Below are 26856 nucleotides of genomic sequence, written 5' to 3'. Positions count from 1 at the left end.
GCTTGGTTATATTGCTTCCAGTTGCTGATTTTGTACTTTGCCTTACCCATCATCGTCACCCATCTCAAAGTTCTAATGATCTGATCGTGGTTCTGATGATTAGTTCAATGATTTAGGAAACAACGCCCTTATAAAGATGATGTATTGGCGAAAATTAAAGTGTCTGGGAAATTGGCAGCAATAGGGGCGAGTTATCAAAACGGTTTTGCTATTCGTTTGCCCAATGTTGATTTGACAGCGATAAATGGCGAGCTCACTTACTTGACTATCAATGGCCAGCGTCAAGCTCATAGCGGCCTAGAATTGGATATGACTGAAGCGAGTTTTGTTATTAGTGAAAATTTGAATGCCGATGCGGGATATAATTGCCAATACTTTAGGACCCAAGCGACTTGTCGCGAAGACATTAACCTTGAGTTTGAGCTTAATATAGGGATTGCTGCGGGGGCAGACACTCTTGGGTTGCCGCCCATGCCGTATGATCCCTTCATTTTTGCTACCCCTGGGACCTATCATGGCGATGACTTACCCAATCATCCCGGACGTAGTCTTGAAATCCATCTCGCAGATCAATCGCCTACAGAAAAATTTGACACGGTTAACATCATGGGTAAAAGCGTGGATGATTCTGATCCCGCCAGTGGTAAATACTTCAAAACGGCCAATAATTTGCCATGGGCCTTGATGCTTCCAGAAACGTGGGCTTGGCCCTTAGAGCGGGTCGATTTACTCAAAGCTTATCCAAATTTTGAAGAATATACGGTCAGTGGCGGTAATTCCCAAATTTTGTGGTTTAAAGGTGAAAATGCTGTCGCAGCCCAATGCTATTAACGAACGAGGGACATTGAGATGAATAAATTAACTTACTTAGTGTGTATCTTGCTGTTAGTTGGCTGTGGTGGCGGCAGTGAGAGTGAGACTGTGGTGATCCCGGATGCTGCGCCGGTGCCTGAAAGTACCGGCGATTTGGTGGCGCCAGTGGGCTTTGATTTCCAACCAGTGAAGGAGCAGAGTTTAGACGTCGATATCAGTAGTTATTCAACCCAGCGAGCGTTTTTATCTTCGTATAGCCAATATCATCAACTGGAAAATTGCGAGCTGTTACCCGTCTATGATAGTCGCATTATCGCCATGTCCTTAGTTAATGGCACCGCGTCCAGTGTGTTTCCCTTCGTTAATGATGAGGGCCCAGTGCTCGCAGAAATTTGGTTTTATGATGTCACCCCGCCAATAGTTCAAACGTTCGATCGCGCTGCAGATACGTGGTTTTGGTAATCGCCCAATTCACTGCAATCAAGACACAGCCCTAGGCGAGTAAATCCACTGCATAGGGCTGTTGTTTATCCTTTCACCGCCATCATCATCTTCTGTCGGTTAGCATAGGTGTCGTGTAGCTCAGGTGTCGTTAGCTCGTGGGGCTCAGTGGCCAACCTGCAAACGGTCCTTTGCATTATTAATTGAATGTGGCATGTTAACCATTGCAACATGTCATCCCTATCACGATGGCGGTAATCATTGAGGAGTCGTTGAACGCAAGGCGGATAAATATGGACTGTATTGCTTATAAAGCAGGATACAAATATCAGTTAAATCAAACTTATATTGTCAATATTTGTATTAAACCATCTGAGTGTATCACCACGGACTTCATTGTGCTGCAAGCCAATGGTGAGCTCACCATCCAGCGAGGGTATGCATGGGATGGACCTTCAGGCCCCACTATCGATACCTTAGATTTTATGCGTGGCTCTCTGGTGCATGACGCCCTATATCAATTGATGCGCCATGAGCTGATAGATGCCAATCACTATAAAGATAAAGCTGACCGTTTATTGCAGACCCTGTGCAAGCAAGATGGAATGAACGCTCTTCGGGCTTGGTGGGTGTATCAAGGGGTGCGTTATTTTGGTAAGCCAGCCACAGATAAAGCCAATAAAAAACCATTATTGATTGCCCCTCGCCAAAGCTAACAAAGCGCAGTCGCAGATCGGCGCCCTTGAGTGGCCTAGCTGTAGAACGGCATGGCAATAAGTCCTCGTTAATGTGTGAGGTGATCGACTCGCCCGCGGGCGTATGGAGTACGTGGGTTAGAATTAACCAAAAAGGAATGATAGTTATGTCGAACGTTACAGCGACATGTCTTTGTGGTGCAGTAAAGATCACGGCAGAGCAGGTAGACCCAAAGTTTACGGTTTGTCATTGTCACACTTGCCGTACTTGGGGCGGCGGGCCATTGTTTGCCATGCGCTGTGGTGTGAACATAGTGTTTGAACACGAACACAAGATTAGCCAATATGCCTCATCGTCGTGGGCCAGTCGTGGTTTCTGTTCTGAATGCGGTACCCATTTGTTTTATCGGCTTAATCAAACCGGAGAATATAATGTACCCGTGGGCTTGTTTGCCCACTTAACCGAGTTGGAATTTGAGATGGCGATACAATATTTCAGTGACGCTCGACCTAGTTATTATTGTTTCTCTAATCAAACCAAAGAGATGACGACAGAACAAATCATGGCCTACTTTGCAAGCCAGCGAGATAGGTAAAGGATACGGACGATGGATTATAGTGCGTTAAACAAAGCCGCTTGGGATAAGCGGACCCTCATTCATGTGCACTCTCGATTTTACGATGTTGATGGCTTTATCCAAGGCCGCTCATCGCTAAACCCGATAGAGTTAGGCTTAATGGGGGAGGTAATAGATAAAAATCTACTGCATTTGCAGTGTCATTTTGGTTTGGATAGTTTGTCATGGGCAAGACTAGGAGCACGAGTGACTGGGGTTGATTTCTCCACTGAGGCTATTCATCAAGCAAGGCAATTAGCACAACAATTATCACTGACAGCCGATTTTACCGAAGCCGATGTTTATCGTTTTGGCGATACAGTCAAACCCGAGTTTGATCTGGTGTTTACGTCCTATGGCGTTTTATGTTGGTTGGCTTGTTTAGATAGCTGGGCACAAACGATTGCTAAGGCGTTAGTCCCAGGGGGCCGATTAGTGCTGGTGGAGTTTCATCCCGCCCATGAGTTGTTATCTGGCTATGATTATTTTCCTAAGGCTCATGCCGACCTCGAAGAAGAGGGGACATATACTGACAATGCACTTGATGACACTATGCCCATTGCCACTTGGAGTCATAGTTTAGCCGAGGTGATTGGCGCCCTGATTAACGCTGGGTTAGTGATCGACCATGTCGGAGAACATCCTTATAGCCCTTATCCGTGCTCCGATGATTTAGAAGCCATTGAACAGGGGGGATATCAGGCGCTTTACCAAGGAAAAAATATCCCATTGTTGTATTCGATTAGTGCGACCAAGGCTCAATAAAAAAAGCCGGGTAATGCCCAGCTTAGCTCATCAAGTGTGACTTAGTGTTTACGATAACGACGCCAATAGATTAATGGCAATAGTTTGTTTTATGATACCTTGGTCATCAGATAGTCGATTTTACCGATGATTTTAGGCTGAATTGCAGGGTTATTACCTCCTTGGTGATGATGCAAATTGTCGCAAAACTCTTCCTTTGTATTGACGTCACTCGGTTGAGGTGGGGAGGCGCGTTGGGTCATTAAATGGTGATATTTTGATGCAGCCACGGTGCTAAATGGGGTGAATAATAAGCTTGTGGCAAGGGGTGCGCTGTCAAAAAGCTAATTTTGGCTGCAAACTGTTCAATTAGTTCATTATTTTAAAAAAAGGATTTACAGCCCCCACTGACCTAGGTAATATGCGCACCAACGGAGGGGTGGCAGAGTGGTTGAATGCACCGGTCTTGAAAACCGGCATAGGTTTATAGCCTATCCAGGGTTCAAATCCCTGCTCCTCCGCCAAATTCGTCGAGAAAGGCCGCTGATATCAGCGGCCTTTTTTGCATCTGGCCACCAGAGATCACCGTGATAGTTATTCTTACCATGAACGCCAGTTTGAGCCGGAACTAATTAGGCCAACGCTACTATCTTTTGCAGCAGCGAAAATATTGAACATGTCCACATGAATCATTCTGTTTGCATAGATGTCTGTAAATGGCAGACTATGTTGCTCGTTAATTGTGTGACCGACAGTTTTTGGTTGATCCTAAAAAGAAGGGCGTGACGGCCAAATTGTCTCCCTCACATGATTGACTCATTTCCTTTCTCAGCAATCCCATCCGTTGTTACCAGCTTAAATTCAGAGTATTCAATTCACGTTGTCAGCTGGTATATCTAATTTATTATGTCAACCTATCCATTTATTATTGTATGGTGATTGGCTGCCAACTTACACTGGGCATGTTGTTTAATAATTTAATTCAAAGGGATAGTCGCATTTTGCAAGGAGTTACACTATGGTTGCAACCCTAAAATTGACACATTCACGTTTTGTGCATTCGGCTTTATCCGTGACGCTGCTGAGTTGTTTATTGACTAGCTCCGTCGTGGCAGGCGGTCAGCAGTCAGATAAGATTGAGGATAACTTATTACAAACGCTCGTAGGGTTAACGGGCAACAAACAACCAGTTGATCCGGATAAAGACAGCTATGGCATGCAAGACGATGGCAGTTTTATTCATCCCTCATCGACATATCATACCTATGAGAATAAACCTTTCGAAGGCATGTTGAACGAATGGGACGATAAGCAATACATTAAAAATATGAAGGTAGAGGCTTATTATCCCATTACGGTAGAGCCATTTCATACATGGCAAAATATAGTCGATTTCGATGGGCGCCGTTACCTCTACCAATATGTGAGACGTGAACTAAAAATTTTCGATATTACCGAAGTTAATGATGTCAAAGTGATATATACCAGGGGTAAACAATGGGGACCCAATGGCCCTGAAGGCGAAGAGGTTAACCCTTATGCCGAGGATGATATGTTTGGTGCGGCATCTATTCAGTGGAGTGATGCAAAACAAAAATATGTCATGGTTCAAGCGTTTGAAATTAGACGCTTTGGATTACTCAAAGATAAATTTACTCAACCCGATAAAGTTAATAAAATACGTAATGCAAATCATTTGAAAGGATTTAAAGTTTACGAAATGAATGGTCCTTTGCCTAGTGATTGGACCTTAATTGCTGAACGTACCACTGATATCAAACGACCTGATGCTAAAATTGGCCAGCAGCAAGGTTCAGGGGTCCGCGATATTCCAGCGTGGTTTGGTGGCAATACCATGTTTGTCGCCGCAGCTCCCGATGCAAGTTATGCACTGACTGAATATGGCAATGATTTGTATTCAGCGGGATATCAATCATGGGATATGTCAGATCCCGCAAATCCTAAATTTTTAGATCAGTTGACTGTGCCAGGCCAAATCATTTCGGATAAATCCCACCAACAAGCCTATTTAGCTAATCCTAGAGCGGGTAATCGAACCTCTTGGATGGGGGCGCGAATGTCGTTATTTATACCGACACCGGTTGAGCAGGGTGGCAAATATGGTTATGCGGCGATGGGGGGATTGGGATTTTACGTGGTGGATATATCGGATCCCTTGGAGATGAAAATTGTTAGCCATTTAAATTTTGAGCCTAGTGTGGCTGGGACTGAAGGTGATTTTATCGATGTGTCTCAAGTGGAACAAACAGGCATAGTCTATTTTAGTGGGTATCCATTAAATGAGGATTGCTTCGAGCCTTATAAAGATGTTCACATGATTGATGTCAGTTCACCCACTCAGCCTAAGAAAATCGGAGTATTGCCGCGCCCAGCACCTCCTAAAGAGGCAACATTCGCAGACTTTTGTCAGCGTAAGGGTAGTTTTGGCCCTAAACGCACGGGCTATTACACGCAACCAGGGGGATCTCGACAAGGATTACTGCCGTTTAATTTCTATAATGCAGGTTTGCAAGTGTTTGACGTCAGCGATCCCTCAAAACCAGAGATTTCAGCGTATTTTGTGCCACCATTTAAAAAAGATAAGGTACCTGATTTTGCGATGGGTAATTTATCTCATGGGGTATACGTAGAATATGACCGTAATATTTTTTGGTTATTTACTAATCATGGTATGTATGCGCTTTCAAGCCCTGTGCTAGGGGAGCCGAGGTTAACGGCACCGACGCGACCTTGGCCAAAAAGACCCGCGGATAAAGTTATTTCAGCAAATGAAAACGGCAGTAATAAGCTGTAATGCTTTGTTGTCAATTAACATAAACCGTTGTGCTTAGGCCAACGGTTTTTTTTGGGCGGTAGCTTGCCTCAACTTCATATAATAAATTTGTTATAGCATTTGACATTAATGTTATTTTTAAGTTAAAACTTGACTGGTTAATATCCAATAATAATCATAAAAATAAAGATGTTACCTAACATCTTATATTGGAGTGCAGTCAATATGAATAACCTTAGCCGCCAAGATTGCCAACGACTTGATCTTGATGACCCCCTCGCAGTATTCCGTGATGAATTCCAACTCCCAATTGACAGTATTTACCTCTGCGGTAACTCGCTGGGTGCAATGCCTAAAAAAGCCCTAACGGTAGCAGCTGAGGTCGTGACTGCTCAATGGGGAATTGATCTAGTCAAAAGCTGGAATGCCCACGGTTGGTTTCAAATGGCCACCGATATTGGCGATATGCTGGCACCAACTATTGGCGCTGAACCTGGCGAAGTCGTCATGACAGATTCCACCAGTATTAATCTATTTAAAGTGGTTTCAGCGGCTTTAATGCTGCAGCCTAAGCGTTATAAAATTCTAATGGAAGGCAGTAATTTTCCGACCGATAACTATACCATTCAAGGCTTGATAAAGTTATTAGGCGAGTCGTATGAGATTATTTTCGCCGAGGGAGAGGACATTGTTTCTGCCATTGATGACACCATTGCCGTGGTGTGTTTGACCCAAGTACATTATAAAACTGGGCGGGTACTGGAAATGATGGATATTACCAGTAAAGCTCATGAAGTTGGTTCTGTGACCGTCTGGGATCTCTGCCATAGTGCGGGAGCGATGGACGTTGATTTAAATGCATGTCAGGCAGATTTTGCCATTGGTTGTACGTACAAATATTACAATGGCGGCCCAGGAAGTCCGGCGTTTATTTTTGCCGCTAAACGTCACCATGGTGCGGCATTACAACCGTTAACTGGTTGGTGGGGGCATCAAGCGCCATTTAATTTTGAGCGTGATTACCGTCCGGCTACAGGTATTCATCAAATGTTAACTGGCACCCAACCTATCATTACGATGGCGGTCTCGAAGGTGGGGATTGAAATCGCGACTCGCGCCAATATCAAACAAGTTCGACAAAAATCCTTAGCCTTAGGTAATCTTTTTATTGAACTCCTCGAACATCATTGTGGTGATTACGGCTTCGAACTGGTCTCTCCCCGAGATCATACTCGTGGTAGCCAAGTGGCACTTCGTCACGACCAAGGTTACGCCATTATGCAAGCCTTAATTGATGCGGGTGTTGTCGGTGACTTTCGTGCGCCGGATATCTTACGTTTTGGTTTAACGCCTTTGTACTTAAGGTATGTAGATGTGTGGGACGCAGTGATGAAGCTCAAATCTATTATGACAGAGCAAACATGGCAGTTAGCAAAATACCATCAACGGCAAACAGTCACTTAAGTCAGATCCTTTAAGAATCTTAACTATTTGGTGATAAAAAGGATTTTATATGTCAGTAACCAGCACATCCAGCTCTAATCAAACCTCGGTAACTAGCCATAGTGGTGGTCATGAACAATGGTCATCAAAAGCTGGTTTTATTATGGCCGCTGTCGGTTCAGCCGTTGGCTTAGCAAACATTTGGCGTTTTCCTTATGCTGCAGGTGAAAACGGTGGCGGAGCATTTGTATTTATCTATATCTTGGCGGTAGTGCTGGTAGTGCTTCCGATCTTGATGGCCGAATTATTGGTGGGGCGGCGTGGGCAGTTAAGTCCTCCAAATGCCATTTTGGCGGTCGCAACAGAAGCTAAAGCGTCACGGCACTGGCGCTGGATGGGATTATTTGGCGTGATTGCCGCGATTATTATTTTCGGATTTTATTCAGTCGTCGGTGGTTGGACTTTAGCTTATGTATTTCAATCTGGTTCTGGAAGGATGGCGGGGCTTGATCAAATGGCTATCCAACAAACATTTGATGGAATAAATGCCAGTGCATCTCAGTTATTAATGTGGGCGACTAGTTTTTTGGTGATCACAGTGATGGTCTCTGCAAAAGGGATAAAAGCGGGGGTTGAGAAAGCGGTTAAACTCTTAATGCCAGCATTATTTATGCTTTTGATTGTGATGGTAATTTATGCTGGGGTAACGGGTGAATTTAGTCAAAGTTTACGCTTTTTATTTGTGCCTGATTTCTCAAAAATTAGCAGTGATGTCGTCATTGAAGCTGTCGGCCAAGCATTTTTCTCTATCGGTGTTGGGATCACAAATTTGATGGCTTATGGCGCGTACCTTAATAAATCAACCTCTATTCCTAAAGCATCGATGGTGATCATCAGTGCTGACACCTTAGTGGCGTTATTAGCAGGGATGGCGATTTTTCCTATAGTGTTCGCAATTGGCTTACCTCCCAGTGGCGGGCCTGGACTGGTGTTTATGGCATTGCCGTATGCTTTTGGTCAGATGCCAGGAGGGGAAATTATTGGGCCAGTGTTTTTTATGTTGCTGTTTTTTGCTGCGCTGACATCTGCAATATCTATGATGGAGTGTGCGGTCGCTTGGCTAAGAGAGCGAAGTGAATTGAGTCGAGCGACCGCTGCCATGGTTGTCGGTGCGGTCAGCTGGTTATTGGGGTTGTTGTCAGTGTTATCTTTTAATGTATTCGCAAATGTGTACCCCTTGTCCTTCATTGATACTTTTAATAACAAAACATTTTTTGACCTATTCGATTATTTTATCACTACCTTAATGATGCCGTTGTGCAGTATTTTTGTGGCCATTTTTGTTGGCTGGATTTTACCTAAAGCAATTACTGCCTCCGAACTGGATGGTGCTCAATATCCATCAGCCTATCGCTTGTGGTCCGTGTTAATCCGATTTGTCGCCCCCATTGGGTTAGTCATTGTCTTCGTCTCTTTAGTGACAAGCTAAGTAAGTCGATCAATTCAGGTGATAGCCATGACACTGTTTACAGTGTCATGGCTATTTAAGTTAATTATGCATATTTGATATAGTTTTTTTCATATAACAATTGGTCAAAGAAATATTTCTAACCAGCGCGTCACTCCCTTAGGTTTAGATTAGGGGTGAGTGATTAATAGGTAGTTTTCTCATCTGGATACATAACAACAACACCCAAGGTTGGGGGAGCAAACAGATGACCCATTCGGCACAATATCAGCAAGCCAAGCAACTACACCATCGAACTTTTTCAAGGATGCCACAAGGGCTTACGCCTTTGGCCTTAGCTATTTCATTAGCTATCTCAAGTAGTGCCTTGGCAAAAGATGAGCAAACACAGGAAAAAGCCATCAAGACCAAGGGAATTGAAGTGATTGAAGTGCAAGCGCGCCATAAGGTCGAAAGCTTGCAATCAACGCCAATAGCGATAAGCGCCTTTAGTGCAGAGCAAATTAAAGAGTCTCGCGTGGAAGGTTTAAACGATATTGCTGAACGCACCCCTGGATTTCAGATGAATGCCTATAGTGCGAGTGAACCTGAATTGTTCATGCGCGGAATTGGTAGCGATATAGAGAGTGCTGGAGCCGCTGCGGCAATCGGTATGTATGTTGATGGGGTGTATATTTCTCGTGGCACTGGGGCTGCCATGGACTTATTTGATTTGCAAAGTATTGAAGTATTGCGGGGACCACAAGGCACGTTGTATGGAAAAAATGTGGTGGGCGGCGCCATTAACTTTATCACCAGACGCCCGGAGTTTGGTGATCCAACCGGTAGTGCTGAGTTGTCATTAGGCAATTATGGATTATGGGAAACCAAGGCTTTTGTTACTGGTGGCTTGTCCGATGAAGTTGCTGGGAAAATTGCCGTTAGTGCAACGTCAAGAGACGGGTATGGCCAAAATCTTTATACGGGAGTCGATGCTGATGATTTGACCCGCTATTCAGCTCGCGGTCAGTTACTGTGGGAAGCGAGTGATGACGTTGACGTGTTGTTTACTGCAGGCGCATCGACTGCGGAGGGCACCCCAAGAGTCAAGCATATAGGTTACAGTGAGGGGCGTAACGCGGCATTTATTAGCGATGATCCTCGTCGAGACTATAATAGTATTGATGGTTTTGAAGATGCTGATAGTTATAACTTTAGTGCGCAAGTTGATTGGTTTACATCATTTGGTGCTGTCACTTCGATTACTGCAATGCGCAGTAATGATTATGATTTTTATGAGAATGCTGCCGCAGGACTTGTCGATCGCGGTCAGGTATTCGATCCTTGGGGGGACCCTGCAGATAATACCGTAAGCTCGGATGCTGAGTTGGCGGCGTTACAACCGGATGATGAATGGTTATCACGTAAAAAAGAAGCCTCTAAGCAATATTCTCAAGAAATTCGTTTAGCTGGAGATGTAGAAAAGTGGGACTGGTTGGCAGGTGTATTTTGGATGCGCGAAGATATTTCCCGCTACGAAGATGTCGACTATTGGTTTCATACGCAGTGGGGAACCACCGCAGGCAATGTTGCTAATACCACAGAGTCAATATCTGACAGTTATGCGGTATTTGGGCAATTAGCCTATGAGTTTACTGATGACTTTACAGTGACCGCGGGTTTACGATGGAGCCAAGACGATAAAGACTTTAGCGGTGCAGCTTGGGGACGACGTTTTGATAACTGGGATAACCTGCATGAAGATTTAGAGGGTAATCGCGTTGAACGATATGATTTTTCTACTTCTGCATCATGGGCTGAATGGACTCCAAGCTTAAATCTAGAATATCAGCTTAATCCAGACGTGTTTCTATATTACTCATTAGCCAAAGGCTATAAGGCGGGAGGTTTTAATGGCGAAGGCATGGAAAAAGCCATCGAAGCAATTACTCCATTTAAGCCTGAAATCGCTTGGAACAATGAAGTCGGTTTCAAGACCCAAGGTTTTGAAGACAAGGTGAGAGTTAATGGCGCCATTTTCCATACGGAATACACCGATATACAAAATCAAGTTTGGGTAGAAACTGGCGAAAATACGCCGCCAAATCTACAAGTAATGAACGGTAGTGGTCGAGCACAAGGCTTGGAATTGGAAGCCATTGTATTAATTACCGATCAATTGTCTCTTAATTTAGGTTATGGCTATTTAGATGCCAAATTCACTGAAGATCTATTGGTTGATGATAAGAATCTCAATGGCAATAAGATGCGTCGTACCCCTGAGCATATGTTTAATATTAATGCGACCTATGATTGGGAGTGGCAAAACTTAGGCGACGCCAGTGTTTATATAAATTATCAATATCAAGATGAGTATTTTTTTGATAACTCGAACAATCCTTTAACCAAGGTTGATGCTGAGTTTACTTTAGATTTGGTCTTGATGTTACGAGACTTCAATGATGTTTGGAGCGTGCAAGTATGGGGTAAAAACTTAACTGACGAACTAAACATTGGCTCAACCACCTTATATACCGCATGGGATGATACTGTTTATAACGCTTATAAAGCACCTCGAACGTTTGGAGTGACTCTGACGTATAACTTTTAAAGGTTAATCACCAGTAAAAAGGCGCAAATAAGCGCCTTTTTTGGCTATTAAATAGATTAAAGTGAATCACCTAAGGATTGAGCTTCTTGGCGTAAGGCCTTGAGCAAGCTTTGACATACGGGAGGTAACTCACGGTTTTCCCTAGTGGTGATGCCAATGGCGCCGGCTTCACAGTGAAGATCAATCGGAAGTCTGTTAAGCATACCAATGGCTTCATAACTCTTAATCACTTCATTGGGTAAAATTGAGATCATATCGGTTTCTTGTAATAAAGTTCGGTTAACCAATATAGAAACTGATTCAGTGGCATTAACGGGTACATTTAATCCTTCACGATGAAATACATCTTCGATTTCTTTTCGCAACAGAGTCTCTTTTGGCGGCAAGATCCATTCATAGTCAAGTAAGGCTTTTAAAGTAAGATTCGGCTGCTGCAGAGCGGGATGACCGATGCGAGTTACCAGCGAGAATGGGTCATGGTACAAGGTTTCATTTACTAGTTGCTCTTCATCATTGATATCAGATATTCGGCCGACAACAATATCAATGTCATTGATTTTTAGCGCTGACATCAATTTATCAGGTGTGCCTTCAATAATGACCACTGATATATCAGGACAATCTCGTTTGAGTTTGGCGATGGCTTTCGGTAATAGAATGGCACTGGCTGCTAATAGGGTTCCAACGGTGACTCTTCCTGATAGGCCACCTTGCAACGAAGATAGTTCTTCGCTCGCATGTTTGACTTGCGATAAAATTAACTTGGCATGCTTAATTAGTACATCCCCGTATAGGGTCGGCACCACACCTCGCGATGAGCGGTCAAATAATTTAATTTCCAAGATGTCTTCAATATCCCGAATAATTTTGGTGGCAGCCGGCTGCGCCATATTTAGGATCTGCGCTGCGCGAAAAATGTTCTGTTCTTCACCAACGGTCACTAATAATCTGAGATATTTAAACTTTAGTCGAGAAACTAAGTGCCGTTCTAGTTGAGTGGGATCCATGGTAATTTTTCCGCTGTGCCAATGTTGTCAATACGATATAACATTTTGTGTATAGTGTGAAGTCGAACTGTTATTTTTTATATATGCCTATCATTTGTACTCTCAAACCATATCAGATTTCCTTTCGAGGTAATGAGTGCTGTCAAGATTTAGGTATTACTCAAGGTTTATGTTAACGCTCTATGTTCTTCTCTGTTTACTCATATTGAATCACTCAATGCTGATTGCAAATGATCAGGTAAACACCAAAGAAGACACATTAATGGCTTCCTCTTTGCCTTTCTCAGCCCGCAACGTCATGTATCAATCGCTAAGCGGCTATCCATGGATAAGCTGGGGAGGGGAATGGGTTGTTCAATCGGGGAGTAAACCTAATGGAAACCTCAATATAGAGGCCGACAATATTGAGTATTTAGCGAATGAGCTTACTTTAGGCATAAATATCAGGGCCACGGAGCAGTTTGGCGTATTTGTGGATTTAGAATGGCAACAGGCTTTCGTATCGACCACCTCGAAAAATAATAGTCAACTGTCGATGAAATCAGCCAATTTTATTTGGTTTGAAGATCATGACCTATTCAACTTACGCCTTGGACGACAATACTACGAAGACAATCGGGGTTTTTTATTTCACGATAGTTTAGATGGCTTGCATGGTGAGTGGACATTTCATGTCGAAGCGTGGCAGTGGCAACTTCAGTTTGCTTTGGCTAAACAAGCATGGTTACCAATTAATTTATTGGATGTTGTTTATAACACAGGAGCTGATTATCACTTTGTTCAATTAGTTACCAACCACGGTGACCACCAAGGGGCCGGATATTTACTAAATCGATATCAGCAAAATATAAACGCCGACACAATTTCAGAACAGCTGTTGCTATTGGGGTTTCGAGGTCAAGGTCACTTAGCTTCTTCAATTAGCAATCAAGGCGTTGGATATTGGTATGAGATAGCCTATGCCAGTGGACGTCATCGAGGTGTAGAAGCTTCAAGAGACATCGATGGCATTGGTTTTGATGTGGGCGTATTGCTACCTTTGGATCCCATGTTAAAACCGCTGGCTTTGAGTTGGTTAAACGGAAACGATCATCGATTTATCGTCAGTTATGCTCATGGCAGTGGTGATACCAACAGTCAACATCAAGACCAACGTTTTAGACAAACAGGATTACAACTTAATACAGGGTGGTTAGGTGAGGGCGGTGCCAAGCTCAAATATTATGGTGAAATTGTTAAGCCAGAATTATCCAATATCAATATCGCGACGCTTGGCTTGAGACTGCGGCCTTCATCGGATAGTTCCATTGAACTTCTTTGGCATGAATATCGACAAGATCAACCGGCTACAACCTTCTATGGCTATGGTATCAAGCGGGCTCCTAATGGCTTGGATACTCGTTTGGGCCAAGAAGTCGACTTAATCGTCAGTTATCGGCATATTAATAATTTGGTGCTGGAACTTGATCTTGGTTGGTTTCAGCCTGGCGCGGCGTTTAGTGGCACAAATGCCAACATGTTTATGGCTTACGCTGAAATGAGATACTTCTTTTAGTGAATACACATAGAAGTTCAGTTATATATAATTTGTTATTTCAGAGTCCTCTTTTGTTATTTTCCTATTATGACGCTCAAGCGTAAAGTCATCCTAACAATGTTAATACTTGGTGGGCATTTAGCCCCAAGTTCACTGATGTTAGGATGGATTTATGCAATCAGCAACCTTCTCGCCACTCCCTCATGCTGGGGGCATTTTAAAGAACTACATTAATGGTGAGTTTGTCGATAGTGAGCTGTATTTCGATAATATAAACCCCGTCAATGGCCAGCGAATCAACCAAGTTAGTGAAGCTAATCAAGAACTGGTTGACTCCGCGGTAGCTGCGGCGCGCACGGCGTTGAAAGGCGAATGGCAACAGATGAGTTTAGCCCAACGTTGCGCCTTACTTCACAAAGTTGCTGATGGTATTGAAGCTCGATTCGATGAGTTTGTCGCGGCCGAGATGGCTGATACAGGCAAGTCACTTAATCAAGCTAAAACCATAGATATTCCAAGAGGCGCCGCTAATTTCAGAGTATTTGCTGATCTTGTAAAAGCCCAAGCATCTGAATGTTTTCATACTGCTACCCCCGATGGTTTAGGCGCCTTAAATTATTCGGTCAATAAGCCGTTAGGCGTCGTCGCGGTGATTGCGCCTTGGAATTTACCACTGCTATTACTCACGTGGAAATTAGCTCCGGCATTAGCAACAGGTAACACAGTTGTGGTTAAGCCTTCCGAAGAAACGCCGGCAACAGCAACGTTGTTGGCGGAGGTCATGGATGCCGCGGGGATACCTCCAGGGGTATTCAATTTGCTGCATGGGTTCGGGGAGAATTCAACTGGCGCCATGTTGACTCAGCATACTGGAATTGACGCGGTGACCTTTACAGGTGAATCGAAAACGGGGAGCGCAATTATGCGCGCTGCTGCAGATGGCGTTAAGTCTTTATCCTTTGAGTTAGGCGGTAAAAACGCTGCGCTTATTTTTGCTGACTCTGATTTTGATGCCGCCGTAGAGGGAACTTGTCGCTCAGTGTTTACCAACGGAGGACAAGTATGTTTATGCACCGAACGAGTCTATGTTGAGCGCAGTATTTATCCACAATTTGTCGCGGCCATGAAAGCGAAAGCAGAAGCTTTAAAAATTGGTTGGCCAACGGATCATGACACGGACATGGGCCCACTGATTTCTCATCAACATCGCAATAAAGTGTTGGCATTTTTTCATAGTGCCAAAGCAGATGGGGCCGAAGTGGTGTGTGGTGGTGGCGTGCCTAGTTTTGGTGATGAGCGCGATCAAGGTGCCTTTGTAGAGCCAAGTATTTTTACTGGTTTAAGCGAGTCCAGCCAATTACAACGTCAGGAAGTGTTTGGTCCGATTTGTCACATCAGTCCGTTTGACACTGAACAGCAGGCCATTGAGTTAGCGAATAACTCTGAATACGGTTTAGCTGCCACGGTATGGACTCAAAATTTATCGCGAGCTCATAGAGTAGCGCAACAAATGGATGTGGGTATTACGTGGGTAAATACTTGGTATTTAAGGGATTTAAGAACGCCCTTCGGCGGAGTCAAGCTATCTGGCTTAGGTCGAGAAGGGGGAGTGCATTCTTTGAGCTTTTACTCTGAACCAATGAACATCTGCATTAAATTATAAGGAACCCTCATGACAAGAGAACAACTGCAACAGGTGGCTGCTCGTTTACGTGAGGCTGAAGCCACAGGGATTGCTTGTGATCCCATCCGCGATTTAATTAGTGTTGGTGGCATCGATGCAGCCTATCAAGTACAGCAAATTAATCGACAATTCTGGGGTGATCAAGGGCGGCGTTCGGTTGGTTGTAAAATTGGTTTAACGTCACAATCGGTACAACAGCAGTTAGGGGTCAATCAGCCTGATTTTGGCGGATTATATGCTGATATGGCCATCGCCGATGGCGATGATATTGTGATAAATAAGGTGCTTCAGCCAAAAGTCGAAGCAGAAGTTGCCTTAGTGCTTGAACATGACCTAACCATGGAACAACCGACGATGACGGATCTCATCCGTGCCACAGCATTTGTGTTACCCGCCATCGAAATCGTCGGCAGTCGCATTGCCAACTGGAATATCAATATTCTGGATACGATTGCCGATAATGCGTCATCGGGAATGTATGTTCTTGGAAATCATCCTAAAAAATTAGACCAACTTGATTTACGTTTGTGTGGGATGGTGATGACTCGTAAGGGCGAGCCAGTATCTGTCGGCGCGGGTCAAGCTTGCCTGGGCCATCCACTAAATGCGGCCTTGTGGGTATCTCGCACGTTTGCCTCACGTGGACAAGGTTTAAAAGCGGGAGATACCATCTTGACAGGCGCCTTAGGTCCCATGGTGCCTGCGGTCGCTGGAGACCGATTTGAAGCCCGTATTAACGGTTTAGGCTCAGTTAGAATTGGTTTTGGCAAGGAGGCATAATTCATGGCAAATCATCCACAAAAGGTGAAAGTAGCCATCATAGGCTCAGGTAATATCGGTACCGATCTGATGATCAAAATTCTTACCACATCGCAGCATTTGGACATGGCAGTGATGGTAGGAATAGATCCCGCCTCGGACGGACTTGCTCGCGCTGAGCGAATGGGGGTGGCCATTACCAGCGACGGGATTGATGGCTTGGTCGCTATGGAGCAATTTTCTGAAATTAAGATAGTTTTTGACGCTACCTCAGCTCAAGCGCATATCAAGCATAACCAAGTGCTTCAGCAATACGGTAAGCAAGTTATCGATCTTACACCTGCCGCGATTGGTCCTTATACGGTACCTGTGGTCAATATTGATCAACACTTAGAGGCGACTAATGTCAACATGGTGACATGTGGTGGACAAGCGACTATTCCAATTGTTGCTGCCATTAGCCGTCTATTACCAGTGCATTATGCAGAAATTATTGCGTCAGTCTCGTCTCGTTCTGCAGGTCCTGGTACACGAGCCAATATTGATGAGTTTACTCAAACTACCGCGAAAGCGATTCAGACGGTCGGTGGTGCAACTGAAGGTAAGGCCATCATAGTGCTTAATCCTGCAGAGCCGCCAATGATCATGCGCGATACCGTATTTGCTTTTGCGGCCTTACCAGAAAAGCATCAAACCAGCATTGAGGAAATCGCTGCATCTATCGCAGAAATGGTCAGTGCAGTGCAAGCCTATGTTCCTGGTTATCGGTTAAAGCAACAGGTTCAATTTGAGCGTTACGATTCCCCAGCAGGACTGCACATGCCAGATATTGGCAGGATGCCTGGGATTAAGGTGTCAGTATTCCTTGAAGTTGAAGGTGCGGCTCACTACTTACCCGCCTATGCCGGCAACCTCGATATTATGACCTCTGCTGCACTCGGAACTGCCGAGCAGATTGTTCAACGTAAATTTATTTCCCAGTAGGAGAAAAATAATGGATAGAAAACTATATATCCAAGATGTCACCTTACGGGACGGGATGCATGCCATTCGTCATCAATATTCACTTGATCAAGTACAGCAAATTGCCAAGGCGCTGGATGCTGCAGGTGTTGATGCTATCGAGGTCGCGCACGGTGACGGCTTAGGTGGGTCGAGTATGAATTATGGCTTTGGAGCTCATACTGATAAAGCGTGGATTGAGGCGGCTGCCTCTGTCATTCATACCGCTAAGTTGACCACGCTGATCTTACCGGGAATTGCTATCAAACAAGACTTGAAGTGGGCTTGGGATGCCGGTGTACGTTCTGTGCGTGTGGCAACGCATTGTACCGAAGCCGATATATCTAAACAACATATTGAATATGCAAGAGAACTTGGTATGGATACCACTGGCTTTCTGATGATGTCGCATATGAGTAGCCCTGAGAAGTTAGCGAAACAGGCTAAATTAATGGAATCTTATGGTGCACAAACTGTGTATGTAGTGGATTCGGGCGGTGCGATGAATATGGATGATATCGCGGCACGAGTCACAGCATTTAAAGCGATACTCAACCCCTGTACCGAAATTGGCATCCACGCCCACCATAATTTGTCACTGGGAGTCGCCAACTCGATTGCGGCCGTTCAACATGGTGTGACGCGCGTCGATGCCTCGCTGTCTGGGATGGGAGCGGGTGCTGGCAATGCACCATTAGAAGTGTTCATTGCGGCCATCGATCGCATGGGGTGGCAGCATGGTTGTGATTTATTTGCGTTGATGGACGCCGCGGACGACTTAGTCAGACCGCTGCAAGACAGGCCAGTTCAAGTAGATAAAGAAACCTTATCTTTAGGCTATGCCGGCGTCTATTCAAGCTTTTTACGTCATGCTGAAACCGCCGCCAATTTATATAACCTTGATACTCGCTCAATTTTAGTGGAATTAGGCCGCAGGGCTATGGTTGGTGGGCAAGAAGACATGATTGTTGATGTCGCTTTAGATTTAGTGAATAGAGCAAATAAAAAAGCTGCTACAACAAAGAATTAGAGCTAAAGGAAGGCAAATGAATACAGAATTATGTAACGAATTGGCACAAATGGTTGATACCGCGGCTTATCAAAGGCAGCCGATACAGCAATTATCAAAGCAAGGTTTTAAATTAACTTTGGCGGAAGCGTATCAAGTTCAAGCTGCCTCTGTGGCTATGCGCCTAGAGAGAGGTGAACAAGTCATTGGTATAAAAATGGGGTTTACCAGTCGCGCTAAAATGCTACAGATGGGGGTTGATGACTTGATTTGGGGGCCGTTGACCGATGCCATGATGATCCCTGAAGGCGGTGAGATTGATTTATCCCGGTTTATACATCCGCGTATTGAGCCTGAGATAGCCTTTCGATTGAAAAAATCAATATCGGGTCAGATCAGCTTGCTAGAAGCGCAAGCTGCTGTGGACGCGGTCGCGCCTGCTTTAGAAATCATTGATTCTCGCTATTGTGATTTCTCTTTTTCTCTCGAAGATGTGGTGGCCGATAATTGCTCATCATCAGGGGTGATTTTAGGTTCTTGGCACAGTAATGAACGCTCTCTGTCTAATATTGGTATGGTGATGGAAATCGATGGAAAAGCCGTACAAATTGGTTCGAGTGCCGCCATATTAGGTAATCCTTGGCGATCGCTAGTCGCTGCTGCTCGCCTTGCCGGTGAGTCCGGCCAAACCTTAGCGGCTGGCAGTATTGTATTAGCCGGGGCTGCTACTGCGGCAGAACCGTTGCACCCAGGCCAATACATTCATTTAATCACCGAATCGTTAGGGAGCGTAAGCTTGACAACATCAGCATCCGAAATGGGAGGTGACGATGAAAAATAGTGAAGTGATTGCCACTAAAGCTAAACCGCGAGGAACGTTCCCTCATTACAAACGCGCCGGTGACTTTATCTTTGTCTCAGGCACCAGTAGCCGTCGACTTGATAATAGCTTCGATGGGGTGGATGTCGACGACCTCGGTACTACGCGATTGGATATAGCTGTGCAGACTAGGGCTGTGATCCACAATATTGCCGATATTCTTGAATGTGCTGGATCCAGTCTTGATGATGTGGTTGAAATTTCAACGTTTTTGGTCAACATGGATGATTTTTGTGGCTATAACCAAGTGTATAGTGAATTTTTTGATGAACATGGACCTAGTCGTACCACTGTGGCGGTGCATCAATTACCGCATCCACACTTATTGATAGAAATAAAAGCCATTGCTTATTGTCCAGTCGTCGAGCATACGCCAGTGAACAACAACTAAAAGGAATTAGGAACATGGCCACAGAACTGATTAGTAGTGCAAGTCGATTAATGGGATTCAATTTCCAACAATGGTTAGCCGAACATGAGCATCTACTGAAACCCCCGGTCAATAATGCTTTGATCTGGGAAAATGCTGATTTGATGGTCACTGTGGTTGGAGGCCCCAATGCCCGCTTCGATTATCACGATGATCCAGTTGAAGAATTCTTTTACCAGTTTAAAGGCAACGCCTATTTACGCATCATGACCAGTAACGGTCCTGAAGAGGTACATTTGAAAGAAGGCGATATTTTTCTATTGCCACCTCATGTTCGCCACTCCCCACAGCGGCCAGAACCAGGGAGCTTGTGCCTAGTGATTGAGCCCAAGCGTGCCACTGGCGCTAAGGATGGTTTTGAATGGTATTGCCAAGAATGTCATAGCTTGATCCATCGAACAGAAGTGTTACTGGAAAATATTGCGACTGATTTACCGCCCATATTTGCCATGTTTGCCAATGACCTGTCTCTTAGAACTTGTCCTCAATGTGGGGTAGTACACCCTGCGGGTCAATAACCGTTAAGTTAGAGGATATTTGTTATGACAGTCGTGGATATGCACACACATTTTATTCCAAAGCAATGGCCAGATCTCGCGGCAAAATTTGGTAGCCCGAATTGGCCATGGATGCGACATACTGAAGCAGGTAAAGCAATGATCATGCTAGGTGATACCGAGTTCAGACCTGTGTATCAAGCCTTGTGGGATCCCGCAATTCGTCTTGAAGAAATGGATCGTGATGGGGTCGATATTCAAGTAATGAGTGCGACTCCTGTGTTATTTAGTTATGACAGGCCTGCTTACCAAGCACAAGAGTGTGCGCAGATTTTTAACGATCTCGCGCTGGAGATTTGTCAGCATAATCCGCAGCGATTAAAGGCGTTAGCGCAAGTGCCTCTGCAAGACATTGATGCCTCTTGCCGCGAAGTATCACGGGCGATGGCGAATGGCCACATTGGGGTTCAAATTGGTAATCATGTGGGTAATAAAAATTTAGATGATGAAGGCTTAGTGACTTTTTTACAGCACTGTGCCGGTGAGAATATTCCGGTGTTGGTTCATCCTTGGGATATGCTGGGCACGGAGCGGATGAAAAAATACATGATGCAATGGTTAGTCGCTATGCCGGCAGAGACACATTTATCAATCATGTCGTTGATCTTATCGGGCGCATTCGAGCGGATTTCATCTAATTTACAGATTTGTTTTGCGCATGGTGGGGGCAGTTTTGCCTATTTAATGGGGCGGGTAGATAATGCTTGGCGCCATCGAGATATCGTTCGTGAAGATTGTCCGGAATTACCATCGTCTTACCTTAACCGCTTTTTTGTTGATTCAGCAGTGTTTGATCCCGATGCGTTAGCGTTACTGATTAAAGTGATGGGTGAAGAACGGGTCTTACTTGGTTCTGATTCGCCATTTCCTTTGGGTGAACAAACCGTAGGTAAGTTAGTGCGTGAGCAAGCATTATCAGAACAAGGTCGTGCAAGAATTTTAGGCGGTAATGCAATATCCTTCTTTAACTTGTAAATATTCCATAATGGCCATTTAAACAGCTAGCTCATTAACAACAATGAGCTAGCTGTTTCATTGTGTTTGGTTGTGAACCTGTATTAGCCCATTTCTTTATCCCAGTCATCAACGATGTCATTGGTAAAAAAATTGTCATCGATGTGCTCAGAAAAATCATCCTGGTGCTGCGAATGCTCTAACAGTTCAAAGAAGGCGACCATTTCGGTCATGTCTTGGGATAAGCCCCACATGCTCTCGCTGGCGGTGGTGGCTTCTTCGACTAATTCAGCATTTTGTTGTGTCATATCATCCATTTGTGAAATGGTCAGGTTGACTTGGCCAATACCAATACTTTGCTCTTGGGCGGCATCGCTAATGCCTTCCATTTTTTCGCCGACTTCTTCGACCATGGTGACAATTTCATTGAGGGTGAGTCCGGACTCGCTCACCAAGGCTTCGCCGACGGCCACTTTTTGATTACTGGCTTGGATCAATTGCTTAATTTCTTTCGCGGCACTGGCTGAACGCTGGGCAAGGTTTCTGACTTCGCCAGCGACGACCGCAAATCCCCGCCCTTGGTCGCCTGCCCGGGCGGCTTCTACGGCGGCATTTAGCGCTAATAAATTGGTTTGAAATGCAATTTCATCAATTACTCCGATAATCTCACCTATTTCGTTACTGGCATTGCTAATATCTTTCATGGCTAAAATCGTGCGTGAGATAGCCGCACCGCCTTCCCGTGCTTTGGTGCGAGCACTGACACTTAACGTTTTGGTTGCCAACGCATTTTCGGCACTCTGTTTGACGCTACGCGTCATATCTTCCATGCTGGCCGCGGCGGCCTGTAATGCTTGAGCTTGATCTTCAGTTCGTTTGCTTAAATCCTGGTTTCCTGACACTAACTCTCGGCACGACGTCGAAATAGTTGAGGCGGTTTCACGGATTTTTGAGATAACGTCTGTCAGGGTATCGATGGTGAGATTGGCATCCACTTTAAGTTGCGCTAGTCGGCCACCATAATTTTTTTCCATCCGTTGCTGTAAGTCACCTTGAGCCATGGCGGCGAGCAATCCTTGCATGTCAGAAATGGAATTTTCAATATTGTCACATAAGTTGTTTAAGCCTTTGGCTAAGGTTAAGAAGAAATCTTGTTTGCCTTGCGCGGTAATGCGTTGGCTAAAGTCTCCCCGAGAGGCGGCCGCGATGACGTTATCGATTTCGTGTTCGATGGCCACTTCCGCTGTGCGGTCTTGCCATTCGATCACTGTGCCTATTCGATTTTTGTGCTCGTCATACATGGGCACGGCATTGATGGCCATTACGCGTTTGCCCACCATAAATTCGCTGGTATAAGGCGCGGTAAGGTGATCGATAATGTGTGTTTGGTGCTGGGGATCGCGATGAAAACAATCAATCGATTTACCGACAATATTTTTGGGATCAAAGTCATCAATTTCTTCGGCAAAGTCAGTTTGCGCGTCAAGCAACATTTGCTTGGTGGCGTTATTGATGTAGGTGATCAGATTGTCGACATTGGCAATCATGATATTGTTGGAAACGCTATCTAGGGCTTGTCTGACTTGTGAGTTTTCCGCAGCTACTCGTTTGGCTTCTTGTTCAACTTGGCGTTTTTGCTGTTCAGCAATTTCTACGTTTTCGATGGATTCATTGGTGGCTTGTTTGATTGATAATAGATCACCGCGGTAGTCCCCTTCGATCCGGACACTGAGGTCACCACTGGCTAGGCGGGCCATGACATTATTTAGTTCCCGTAGGCCATTTTGGGTTTCGTTCATTAAGGTATTAAAGGCTTCGGCCGATTGACTAATTTCGTCATGATTTTTGACCTTAAGTCTGACGGAATAGTCGCCGCGCTGAGCAATATCTTCTAGGGTATGGGTCGTTTCTAGTAATGGTCCTGAGACGGAGCGGGTAATGATAAATGCGATAAGTGCCCCTAAGATCAAGCCCACATATCCAGATATTTTTAATAAGGTGATCACTGATGAACTCAGTTGCTTAAGCTGGGATACTTCGTTTTCTAATGCCTGTTTTTGCAGGTTGATAAGTTGGCTAACTAGGGCTAATGAACTGTCTGCCAGCGGGCTGGCTTTCTGGCCCAAAATATATTGCGACATGTTCCATTTATCGGATTCGCGGATAGAAAAGATACTGTCAACCATGGGGATAAACTGTTCACGATTGGTCGCGTATGCGTTAAATAGTGACAGTTGTTCTGGCGTCATCAGATATTGTTGTTGTTGAATTTGGGTGAAATCCATGGCGTTATTTTGCCAATGTTGATTAAAAGACTCTTTAAACATGGGCTTGCCACTGACTAGGTAGGAGCGAAGATCTGACAGTGCCAGTGAGAATGAGGCGCTCGACTGCGCAAACCGACCTAAAATAGCTTTTCTGGCAGGAGTCGCAGGTAACTCGCGCTCAATATTGGTCAATTGCGACATGGCAGAGATAATTTCTTTGGCCTGTGGTAACAATTGATTCTGGAAGATTTTCATTGCCGGTTGCTCATCTAGCGTATGGGCGATGGCTTCGGCTTGATCTTGCGTGGCTCGATATTGTGATAAATTAGCGGCGATAGACACCACGATTTGATCAAATTGGTCGATATCGTTGGTGATGGATATATCTTGTAATATCGCCAGTTGTTCATCAATATTGCGCCAAACTTGTTGTCGCTGTTGAATTAACGTTTCATCACCGAGAACCAAATATCCGCGTAAAACTGCAAACGATTTTGTGATATGACCTTTCAAGGTGATGCCAGCCGTGCTGGTTGGAAATGTGTCACTGATTAAGCGTTCTTGTACTTGTTGTAATTGACTCAATTTTGTATTTGAAAAGGTGATTGCCGCAAACATCAGGATAAGGACTAATCCAAAACCTATGGCTAACTTCTTACCTATGTTTAAGTTCAATCTGCTCATATTCATCATGTAGTTACTCATCATCGGCAGACATGACAGCGAGTAAAAGGGTCAATTTACGATTGACTAACTCTACTAACGCAAACACATCGGAAGGGGTTTTAGATAAACCATCAGTGGGCAAGTTATAAAAAGAGCCAAAGGCATTCATAGGTTCAATCTTGGCAAGATTGAGCACAAAGGCGTCTAAGCATATGCCGGCTTGTAAATACACTTCTGCGGGGATGGCAACGTCTTGTTGGCGCGCTACGCGGCGCATTGGCGCTAGATCATAGCGAATTGAGAATTGATCGAGTTGATCGCTGAGTTCACTGAGGGCCAAAAACACTTGTTCGGGTTGATAACCTGCGACGCTTATCATGTCATCGGGCATAGTCGCGGCAAGTTGCGGATGATGTTGTTCAGCAAAATAACTGACTAAAGCATTTAAATCATATACAACTTCATAGACTTGAGTTGGCGTGAGTTGGCCATAGTAATCAGAATAGCCAAAATCTTCGTTGGCTGCTGCACTGGTGCCTATCATTGATATGACCAGCAAACTTGCCATTAAACAAGCATGCCAAGCATTGACATTGAAGGGACTCGAATTACATAAGACTCCAAGCATAGGCATCCTTGCGCTAACAAATACTATTTTTTGCTTATCTATGACTAAGTCTAGACAGAATTTACTCGAATACTTGTGAGAGCATGCCATTTCAGCCTTTTGTGCTGTCAACGCCATGGCACAGGCATTGATATGAAGTCAGCAAGCGTGTTATCAATGAACAAATGGTTCACTGGGGAGTGGCGATGACGACAAGCAAATCAATGGGTGTTTGGCGGTCATTTAAAGGCAAAGGCAGACACTTTCCGAAAGGGCGTGTGCTGGATGAACAGGCCTATCAGCAGGTGTTAGCCCTCATCGGTCATCTGCCTAAACGAACCGATTTACTGATTGAATATCTGCATCTGTTACAAGACCATTTTCATGGAATATTTGCACGTCATATTAAGGCGTTAGCAGAATATTTAGGTCTTGCTGAAGTCGAGGTTTTTGAAGTTGCAAGCTTTTATGCTCACTTTGATGTACTGCGCGATGATGAGATACCTGCGCCATTGACTATTCGGGTATGTCATAGTCTGAGCTGTTTAATGGCGGGAGCCGATAGCCTCGCAGAGTCATTATCGGCGCAACTCGATTCAGCCGATGCTAAGGTGGTCCGCGCGCCTTGTTTGGGTCTTTGTGATAAAGCCCCGGCCTTGGCCTTAGGTCGCCATCATATGACGGGAAATAATGTAAAGATGGTCATGGATGCCATCGAGCAGCAAGCATTTGTGCCAGTGTTACCTGCCTACCAAACCTTAAGTGAGTATCTTGCCGGTGGAGGATACCAAGTCTTCAAGCGCTTGGAGGCTGGTAGCCTCGATCCCTTAGTGCTCGAAGCTGAATTATTGGCCGCTGGCCTTCGCGGCATGGGCGGGGCGGGATTTCCGGCAAATCGTAAATGGCAAGCAGTGCGTGAGCAACCGGGACCGAGATATGTTGCGGTCAATGGTGATGAGGGCGAGCCTGGCACCTTTAAAGATAGGCACTACCTTGAGACGGCACCTCATGTGATTTTAGAAGGCATGTTGATTGCTGCGTTAGCGGTAAATGCTGAGAAAATATATATCTATATCAGGGATGAGTATCCGGTCGCGTTAGCCTTATTGTCCATTGAAATTGCCGCCTTAATCGAAGCGGGGGTGATTGCGCAAGACTGGGTAGAGATTAGGCGTGGCGCAGGCGCTTACATTTGCGGCGAAGAAAGCGCCATGATTGAATCCATTGAAGGTAAACGTGGGATACCGCGTCATCGCCCCCCTTATGTGGCGCAGCAGGGGATTTTTGGTCAACCGACCTTAGTTCATAATATTGAAACCCTGTATTGGATCACGCGTATTAGCCGCGAAGGGGCGGCCATTATGTCTGCGGTGAAGAAAAATGAACGCAGCGGCCTGCGAACCTATTCGGTCTCGGGGCGGATCCGCACTCCTGGGGTGTATTTACTGCCCGCAGGCTCCTCGATTGACGACATTATTGCCGCAGCGGGTGGCATGAGTCCCGGTCACAGCTTATACGCGTTTCAACCGGGCGGACCATCATCTGGCTTGTTGCCGGCGAGTCTTCATCACATCCCCCTTGATTTTGACACATTACAAGCGTTTGGGTCGTTAATCGGTTCGGGGGCGGTGGTGGTGTTGTCACAGCAAGATAAGGCCCGCGATGCTGCATTAACTATGCTTAAATTTTTTGACCATGAGAACTGTGGCCAATGTACGCCGTGTCGGGTCGGCTGTGAAAAAGCAGTGGCTTTAATGCAGCAAGCGACTTGGGATAAAGCGCTGTTGCTTGAACTCGCTAACGTGATGAGTGATGCCTCTATTTGTGGTTTGGGTCAGGCCGCGGCGAATCCCTTTAAATTGGTGATTAAATATTTTGATGACGAGGTGTAA

22 protein-coding genes and 1 tRNA gene are annotated in these 26856 nt (G+C 45.0%); 20 read left to right on the top strand and 3 right to left on the bottom strand.

Annotated features, from left to right (window positions below; translation table 11 throughout):
- The first annotated feature begins 144 nt into the window (after positions 1 to 144).
- From KU855_RS05485 to KU855_RS05440, 10 genes are all read left to right on the top strand, one after another.
- On the top strand, positions 145 to 831 hold the full coding sequence (locus KU855_RS05485) for an LruC domain-containing protein (protein WP_256260888.1): 687 nt from the start codon (positions 145 to 147) through the stop codon (positions 829 to 831).
- 18 nt (positions 832 to 849) lie between these two features.
- Entirely contained in the window at positions 850 to 1275 is a 426-nt protein-coding gene (locus tag KU855_RS05480; RefSeq protein ID WP_218529292.1) for a hypothetical protein, read from the top strand.
- Between the two features lie 272 nt (positions 1276 to 1547).
- Positions 1548 to 1970, top strand: a complete 423-nt coding sequence (locus KU855_RS05475; protein WP_218529291.1) for a hypothetical protein — start codon at positions 1548 to 1550, stop codon at positions 1968 to 1970.
- 146 nt (positions 1971 to 2116) lie between these two features.
- On the top strand, positions 2117 to 2545 hold the full coding sequence (locus KU855_RS05470; RefSeq protein WP_218529290.1) for a GFA family protein: 429 nt from the start codon (positions 2117 to 2119) through the stop codon (positions 2543 to 2545).
- A gap of 12 nt (positions 2546 to 2557) precedes the next feature.
- Positions 2558 to 3331, top strand: coding sequence for a class I SAM-dependent methyltransferase (locus KU855_RS05465; protein WP_218529289.1), 774 nt, complete (start codon positions 2558 to 2560; stop codon positions 3329 to 3331).
- A 412-nt stretch (positions 3332 to 3743) separates the two neighbouring features.
- Positions 3744 to 3834: transfer RNA gene (locus tag KU855_RS05460), tRNA-Ser, on the top strand.
- Between the two features lie 494 nt (positions 3835 to 4328).
- Positions 4329 to 6125, top strand: a complete 1797-nt coding sequence (locus tag KU855_RS05455; protein ID WP_218529288.1) for a hypothetical protein — start codon at positions 4329 to 4331, stop codon at positions 6123 to 6125.
- A gap of 204 nt (positions 6126 to 6329) precedes the next feature.
- Entirely contained in the window at positions 6330 to 7568 is a 1239-nt protein-coding gene (gene kynU / locus KU855_RS05450; protein WP_218529287.1) for a kynureninase, read from the top strand.
- A 49-nt stretch (positions 7569 to 7617) separates the two neighbouring features.
- Positions 7618 to 9036 carry a sodium-dependent transporter gene (locus KU855_RS05445; RefSeq protein WP_218529286.1) on the top strand — a complete coding sequence of 473 codons (1419 nt, stop codon included), beginning with the start codon at positions 7618 to 7620 and terminating at the stop codon, positions 9034 to 9036.
- Between the two features lie 226 nt (positions 9037 to 9262).
- Positions 9263 to 11605, top strand: a complete 2343-nt coding sequence (locus KU855_RS05440) for a TonB-dependent receptor (RefSeq protein WP_218529285.1) — start codon at positions 9263 to 9265, stop codon at positions 11603 to 11605.
- A gap of 56 nt (positions 11606 to 11661) precedes the next feature.
- Here KU855_RS05440 and KU855_RS05435 read toward each other — a convergent pair whose 3' ends face one another.
- Positions 11662 to 12612: a LysR substrate-binding domain-containing protein gene (locus KU855_RS05435; RefSeq protein WP_218529284.1), complete on the bottom strand. Its 951-nt coding sequence runs from the start codon at positions 12610 to 12612 to the stop codon at positions 11662 to 11664.
- 217 nt (positions 12613 to 12829) lie between these two features.
- Here KU855_RS05435 and KU855_RS05430 point away from each other — a divergent pair, with 217 nt between their 5' ends.
- The 9 genes from KU855_RS05430 to KU855_RS05390 all read left to right on the top strand — a co-directional run bounded on the left by KU855_RS05430 (position 12830) and on the right by KU855_RS05390 (position 21445).
- Entirely contained in the window at positions 12830 to 14167 is a 1338-nt protein-coding gene (locus KU855_RS05430) for an alginate export family protein (RefSeq protein ID WP_218529283.1), read from the top strand.
- Between the two features lie 154 nt (positions 14168 to 14321).
- A complete protein-coding gene (locus KU855_RS05425; protein ID WP_218529282.1) occupies positions 14322 to 15812 on the top strand; it encodes a 2-hydroxymuconic semialdehyde dehydrogenase in 1491 nt (496 codons plus the stop codon).
- 9 nt (positions 15813 to 15821) lie between these two features.
- Positions 15822 to 16613: a 2-keto-4-pentenoate hydratase gene (gene mhpD, locus KU855_RS05420; protein WP_218529281.1), complete on the top strand. Its 792-nt coding sequence runs from the start codon at positions 15822 to 15824 to the stop codon at positions 16611 to 16613.
- Between the two features lie 3 nt (positions 16614 to 16616).
- Positions 16617 to 17576: an acetaldehyde dehydrogenase (acetylating) gene (locus tag KU855_RS05415; protein ID WP_218529280.1), complete on the top strand. Its 960-nt coding sequence runs from the start codon at positions 16617 to 16619 to the stop codon at positions 17574 to 17576.
- Between the two features lie 10 nt (positions 17577 to 17586).
- Positions 17587 to 18624, top strand: a complete 1038-nt coding sequence (dmpG, locus tag KU855_RS05410; protein WP_218529279.1) for a 4-hydroxy-2-oxovalerate aldolase — start codon at positions 17587 to 17589, stop codon at positions 18622 to 18624.
- A gap of 16 nt (positions 18625 to 18640) precedes the next feature.
- On the top strand, positions 18641 to 19444 hold the full coding sequence (locus KU855_RS05405; protein ID WP_218529278.1) for a 2-keto-4-pentenoate hydratase: 804 nt from the start codon (positions 18641 to 18643) through the stop codon (positions 19442 to 19444).
- Positions 19434 to 19874 carry a RidA family protein gene (locus KU855_RS05400; protein WP_218529277.1) on the top strand — a complete coding sequence of 147 codons (441 nt, stop codon included), beginning with the start codon at positions 19434 to 19436 and terminating at the stop codon, positions 19872 to 19874. The genes KU855_RS05405 and KU855_RS05400 overlap by 11 nt, the downstream gene beginning before the upstream one ends.
- A 14-nt stretch (positions 19875 to 19888) precedes the next feature.
- On the top strand, positions 19889 to 20431 hold the full coding sequence (locus tag KU855_RS05395) for a 3-hydroxyanthranilate 3,4-dioxygenase (RefSeq protein ID WP_218529276.1): 543 nt from the start codon (positions 19889 to 19891) through the stop codon (positions 20429 to 20431).
- A 24-nt stretch (positions 20432 to 20455) separates the two neighbouring features.
- Entirely contained in the window at positions 20456 to 21445 is a 990-nt protein-coding gene (locus KU855_RS05390) for an amidohydrolase family protein (RefSeq protein ID WP_218529275.1), read from the top strand.
- Between the two features lie 83 nt (positions 21446 to 21528).
- On the opposite strand, the gene KU855_RS05385 is transcribed toward KU855_RS05390, so the two are convergent.
- Together KU855_RS05385 and KU855_RS05380 are read right to left on the bottom strand one after the other, a co-directional pair.
- Positions 21529 to 24384, bottom strand: a complete 2856-nt coding sequence (locus KU855_RS05385; protein ID WP_218529274.1) for a methyl-accepting chemotaxis protein — start codon at positions 24382 to 24384, stop codon at positions 21529 to 21531.
- 4 nt (positions 24385 to 24388) lie between these two features.
- Positions 24389 to 24985, bottom strand: coding sequence for a hypothetical protein (locus KU855_RS05380; protein ID WP_218529273.1), 597 nt, complete (start codon positions 24983 to 24985; stop codon positions 24389 to 24391).
- A gap of 185 nt (positions 24986 to 25170) precedes the next feature.
- Between KU855_RS05380 and KU855_RS05375 the strand changes: the two genes are divergently transcribed.
- The gene (locus tag KU855_RS05375; RefSeq protein ID WP_218529272.1) at positions 25171 to 26856 is read left to right on the top strand and encodes an NAD(P)H-dependent oxidoreductase subunit E; all 1686 of its coding nucleotides are present in this window, start codon (positions 25171 to 25173) and stop codon (positions 26854 to 26856) included.

The sequence above is a fragment of the Shewanella sp. NIFS-20-20 genome (assembly GCF_019209865.1).
In the GTDB taxonomy this organism is placed as follows: domain Bacteria; phylum Pseudomonadota; class Gammaproteobacteria; order Enterobacterales; family Shewanellaceae; genus Shewanella.
Note: the sequence above shows the minus strand (reverse complement) of the source record. Positions and strands in the feature narration are given on the sequence as shown.

Excerpts from the sequence above, each read along its gene's own strand:
- KU855_RS05390 (WP_218529275.1), top strand. The coding sequence starts at position 20,456 with ATGACAGTCGTGGATATGCACACACATTTTATTCCAAAGCAATGGCCA.
- KU855_RS05425 (WP_218529282.1), top strand. The coding sequence starts at position 14,322 with ATGCAATCAGCAACCTTCTCGCCACTCCCTCATGCTGGGGGCATTTTA.
- mhpD (WP_218529281.1), top strand. The coding sequence starts at position 15,822 with ATGACAAGAGAACAACTGCAACAGGTGGCTGCTCGTTTACGTGAGGCT.
- KU855_RS05435 (WP_218529284.1), bottom strand. The coding sequence starts at position 12,612 with ATGGATCCCACTCAACTAGAACGGCACTTAGTTTCTCGACTAAAGTTT.
- dmpG (WP_218529279.1), top strand. The coding sequence starts at position 17,587 with ATGGATAGAAAACTATATATCCAAGATGTCACCTTACGGGACGGGATG.
- KU855_RS05395 (WP_218529276.1), top strand. The coding sequence starts at position 19,889 with ATGGCCACAGAACTGATTAGTAGTGCAAGTCGATTAATGGGATTCAAT.
- KU855_RS05455 (WP_218529288.1), top strand. The coding sequence starts at position 4,329 with ATGGTTGCAACCCTAAAATTGACACATTCACGTTTTGTGCATTCGGCT.
- kynU (WP_218529287.1), top strand. The coding sequence starts at position 6,330 with ATGAATAACCTTAGCCGCCAAGATTGCCAACGACTTGATCTTGATGAC.
- KU855_RS05445 (WP_218529286.1), top strand. The coding sequence starts at position 7,618 with ATGTCAGTAACCAGCACATCCAGCTCTAATCAAACCTCGGTAACTAGC.
- KU855_RS05385 (WP_218529274.1), bottom strand. The coding sequence starts at position 24,384 with ATGATGAATATGAGCAGATTGAACTTAAACATAGGTAAGAAGTTAGCC.
- KU855_RS05430 (WP_218529283.1), top strand. The coding sequence starts at position 12,830 with ATGCTGATTGCAAATGATCAGGTAAACACCAAAGAAGACACATTAATG.
- KU855_RS05465 (WP_218529289.1), top strand. The coding sequence starts at position 2,558 with ATGGATTATAGTGCGTTAAACAAAGCCGCTTGGGATAAGCGGACCCTC.
- KU855_RS05475 (WP_218529291.1), top strand. The coding sequence starts at position 1,548 with ATGGACTGTATTGCTTATAAAGCAGGATACAAATATCAGTTAAATCAA.
- KU855_RS05440 (WP_218529285.1), top strand. The coding sequence starts at position 9,263 with ATGACCCATTCGGCACAATATCAGCAAGCCAAGCAACTACACCATCGA.
- KU855_RS05405 (WP_218529278.1), top strand. The coding sequence starts at position 18,641 with ATGAATACAGAATTATGTAACGAATTGGCACAAATGGTTGATACCGCG.
- KU855_RS05400 (WP_218529277.1), top strand. The coding sequence starts at position 19,434 with ATGAAAAATAGTGAAGTGATTGCCACTAAAGCTAAACCGCGAGGAACG.
- KU855_RS05480 (WP_218529292.1), top strand. The coding sequence starts at position 850 with ATGAATAAATTAACTTACTTAGTGTGTATCTTGCTGTTAGTTGGCTGT.
- KU855_RS05375 (WP_218529272.1), top strand. The coding sequence starts at position 25,171 with ATGACGACAAGCAAATCAATGGGTGTTTGGCGGTCATTTAAAGGCAAA.
- KU855_RS05380 (WP_218529273.1), bottom strand. The coding sequence starts at position 24,985 with ATGCTTGGAGTCTTATGTAATTCGAGTCCCTTCAATGTCAATGCTTGG.
- KU855_RS05415 (WP_218529280.1), top strand. The coding sequence starts at position 16,617 with ATGGCAAATCATCCACAAAAGGTGAAAGTAGCCATCATAGGCTCAGGT.
- KU855_RS05470 (WP_218529290.1), top strand. The coding sequence starts at position 2,117 with ATGTCGAACGTTACAGCGACATGTCTTTGTGGTGCAGTAAAGATCACG.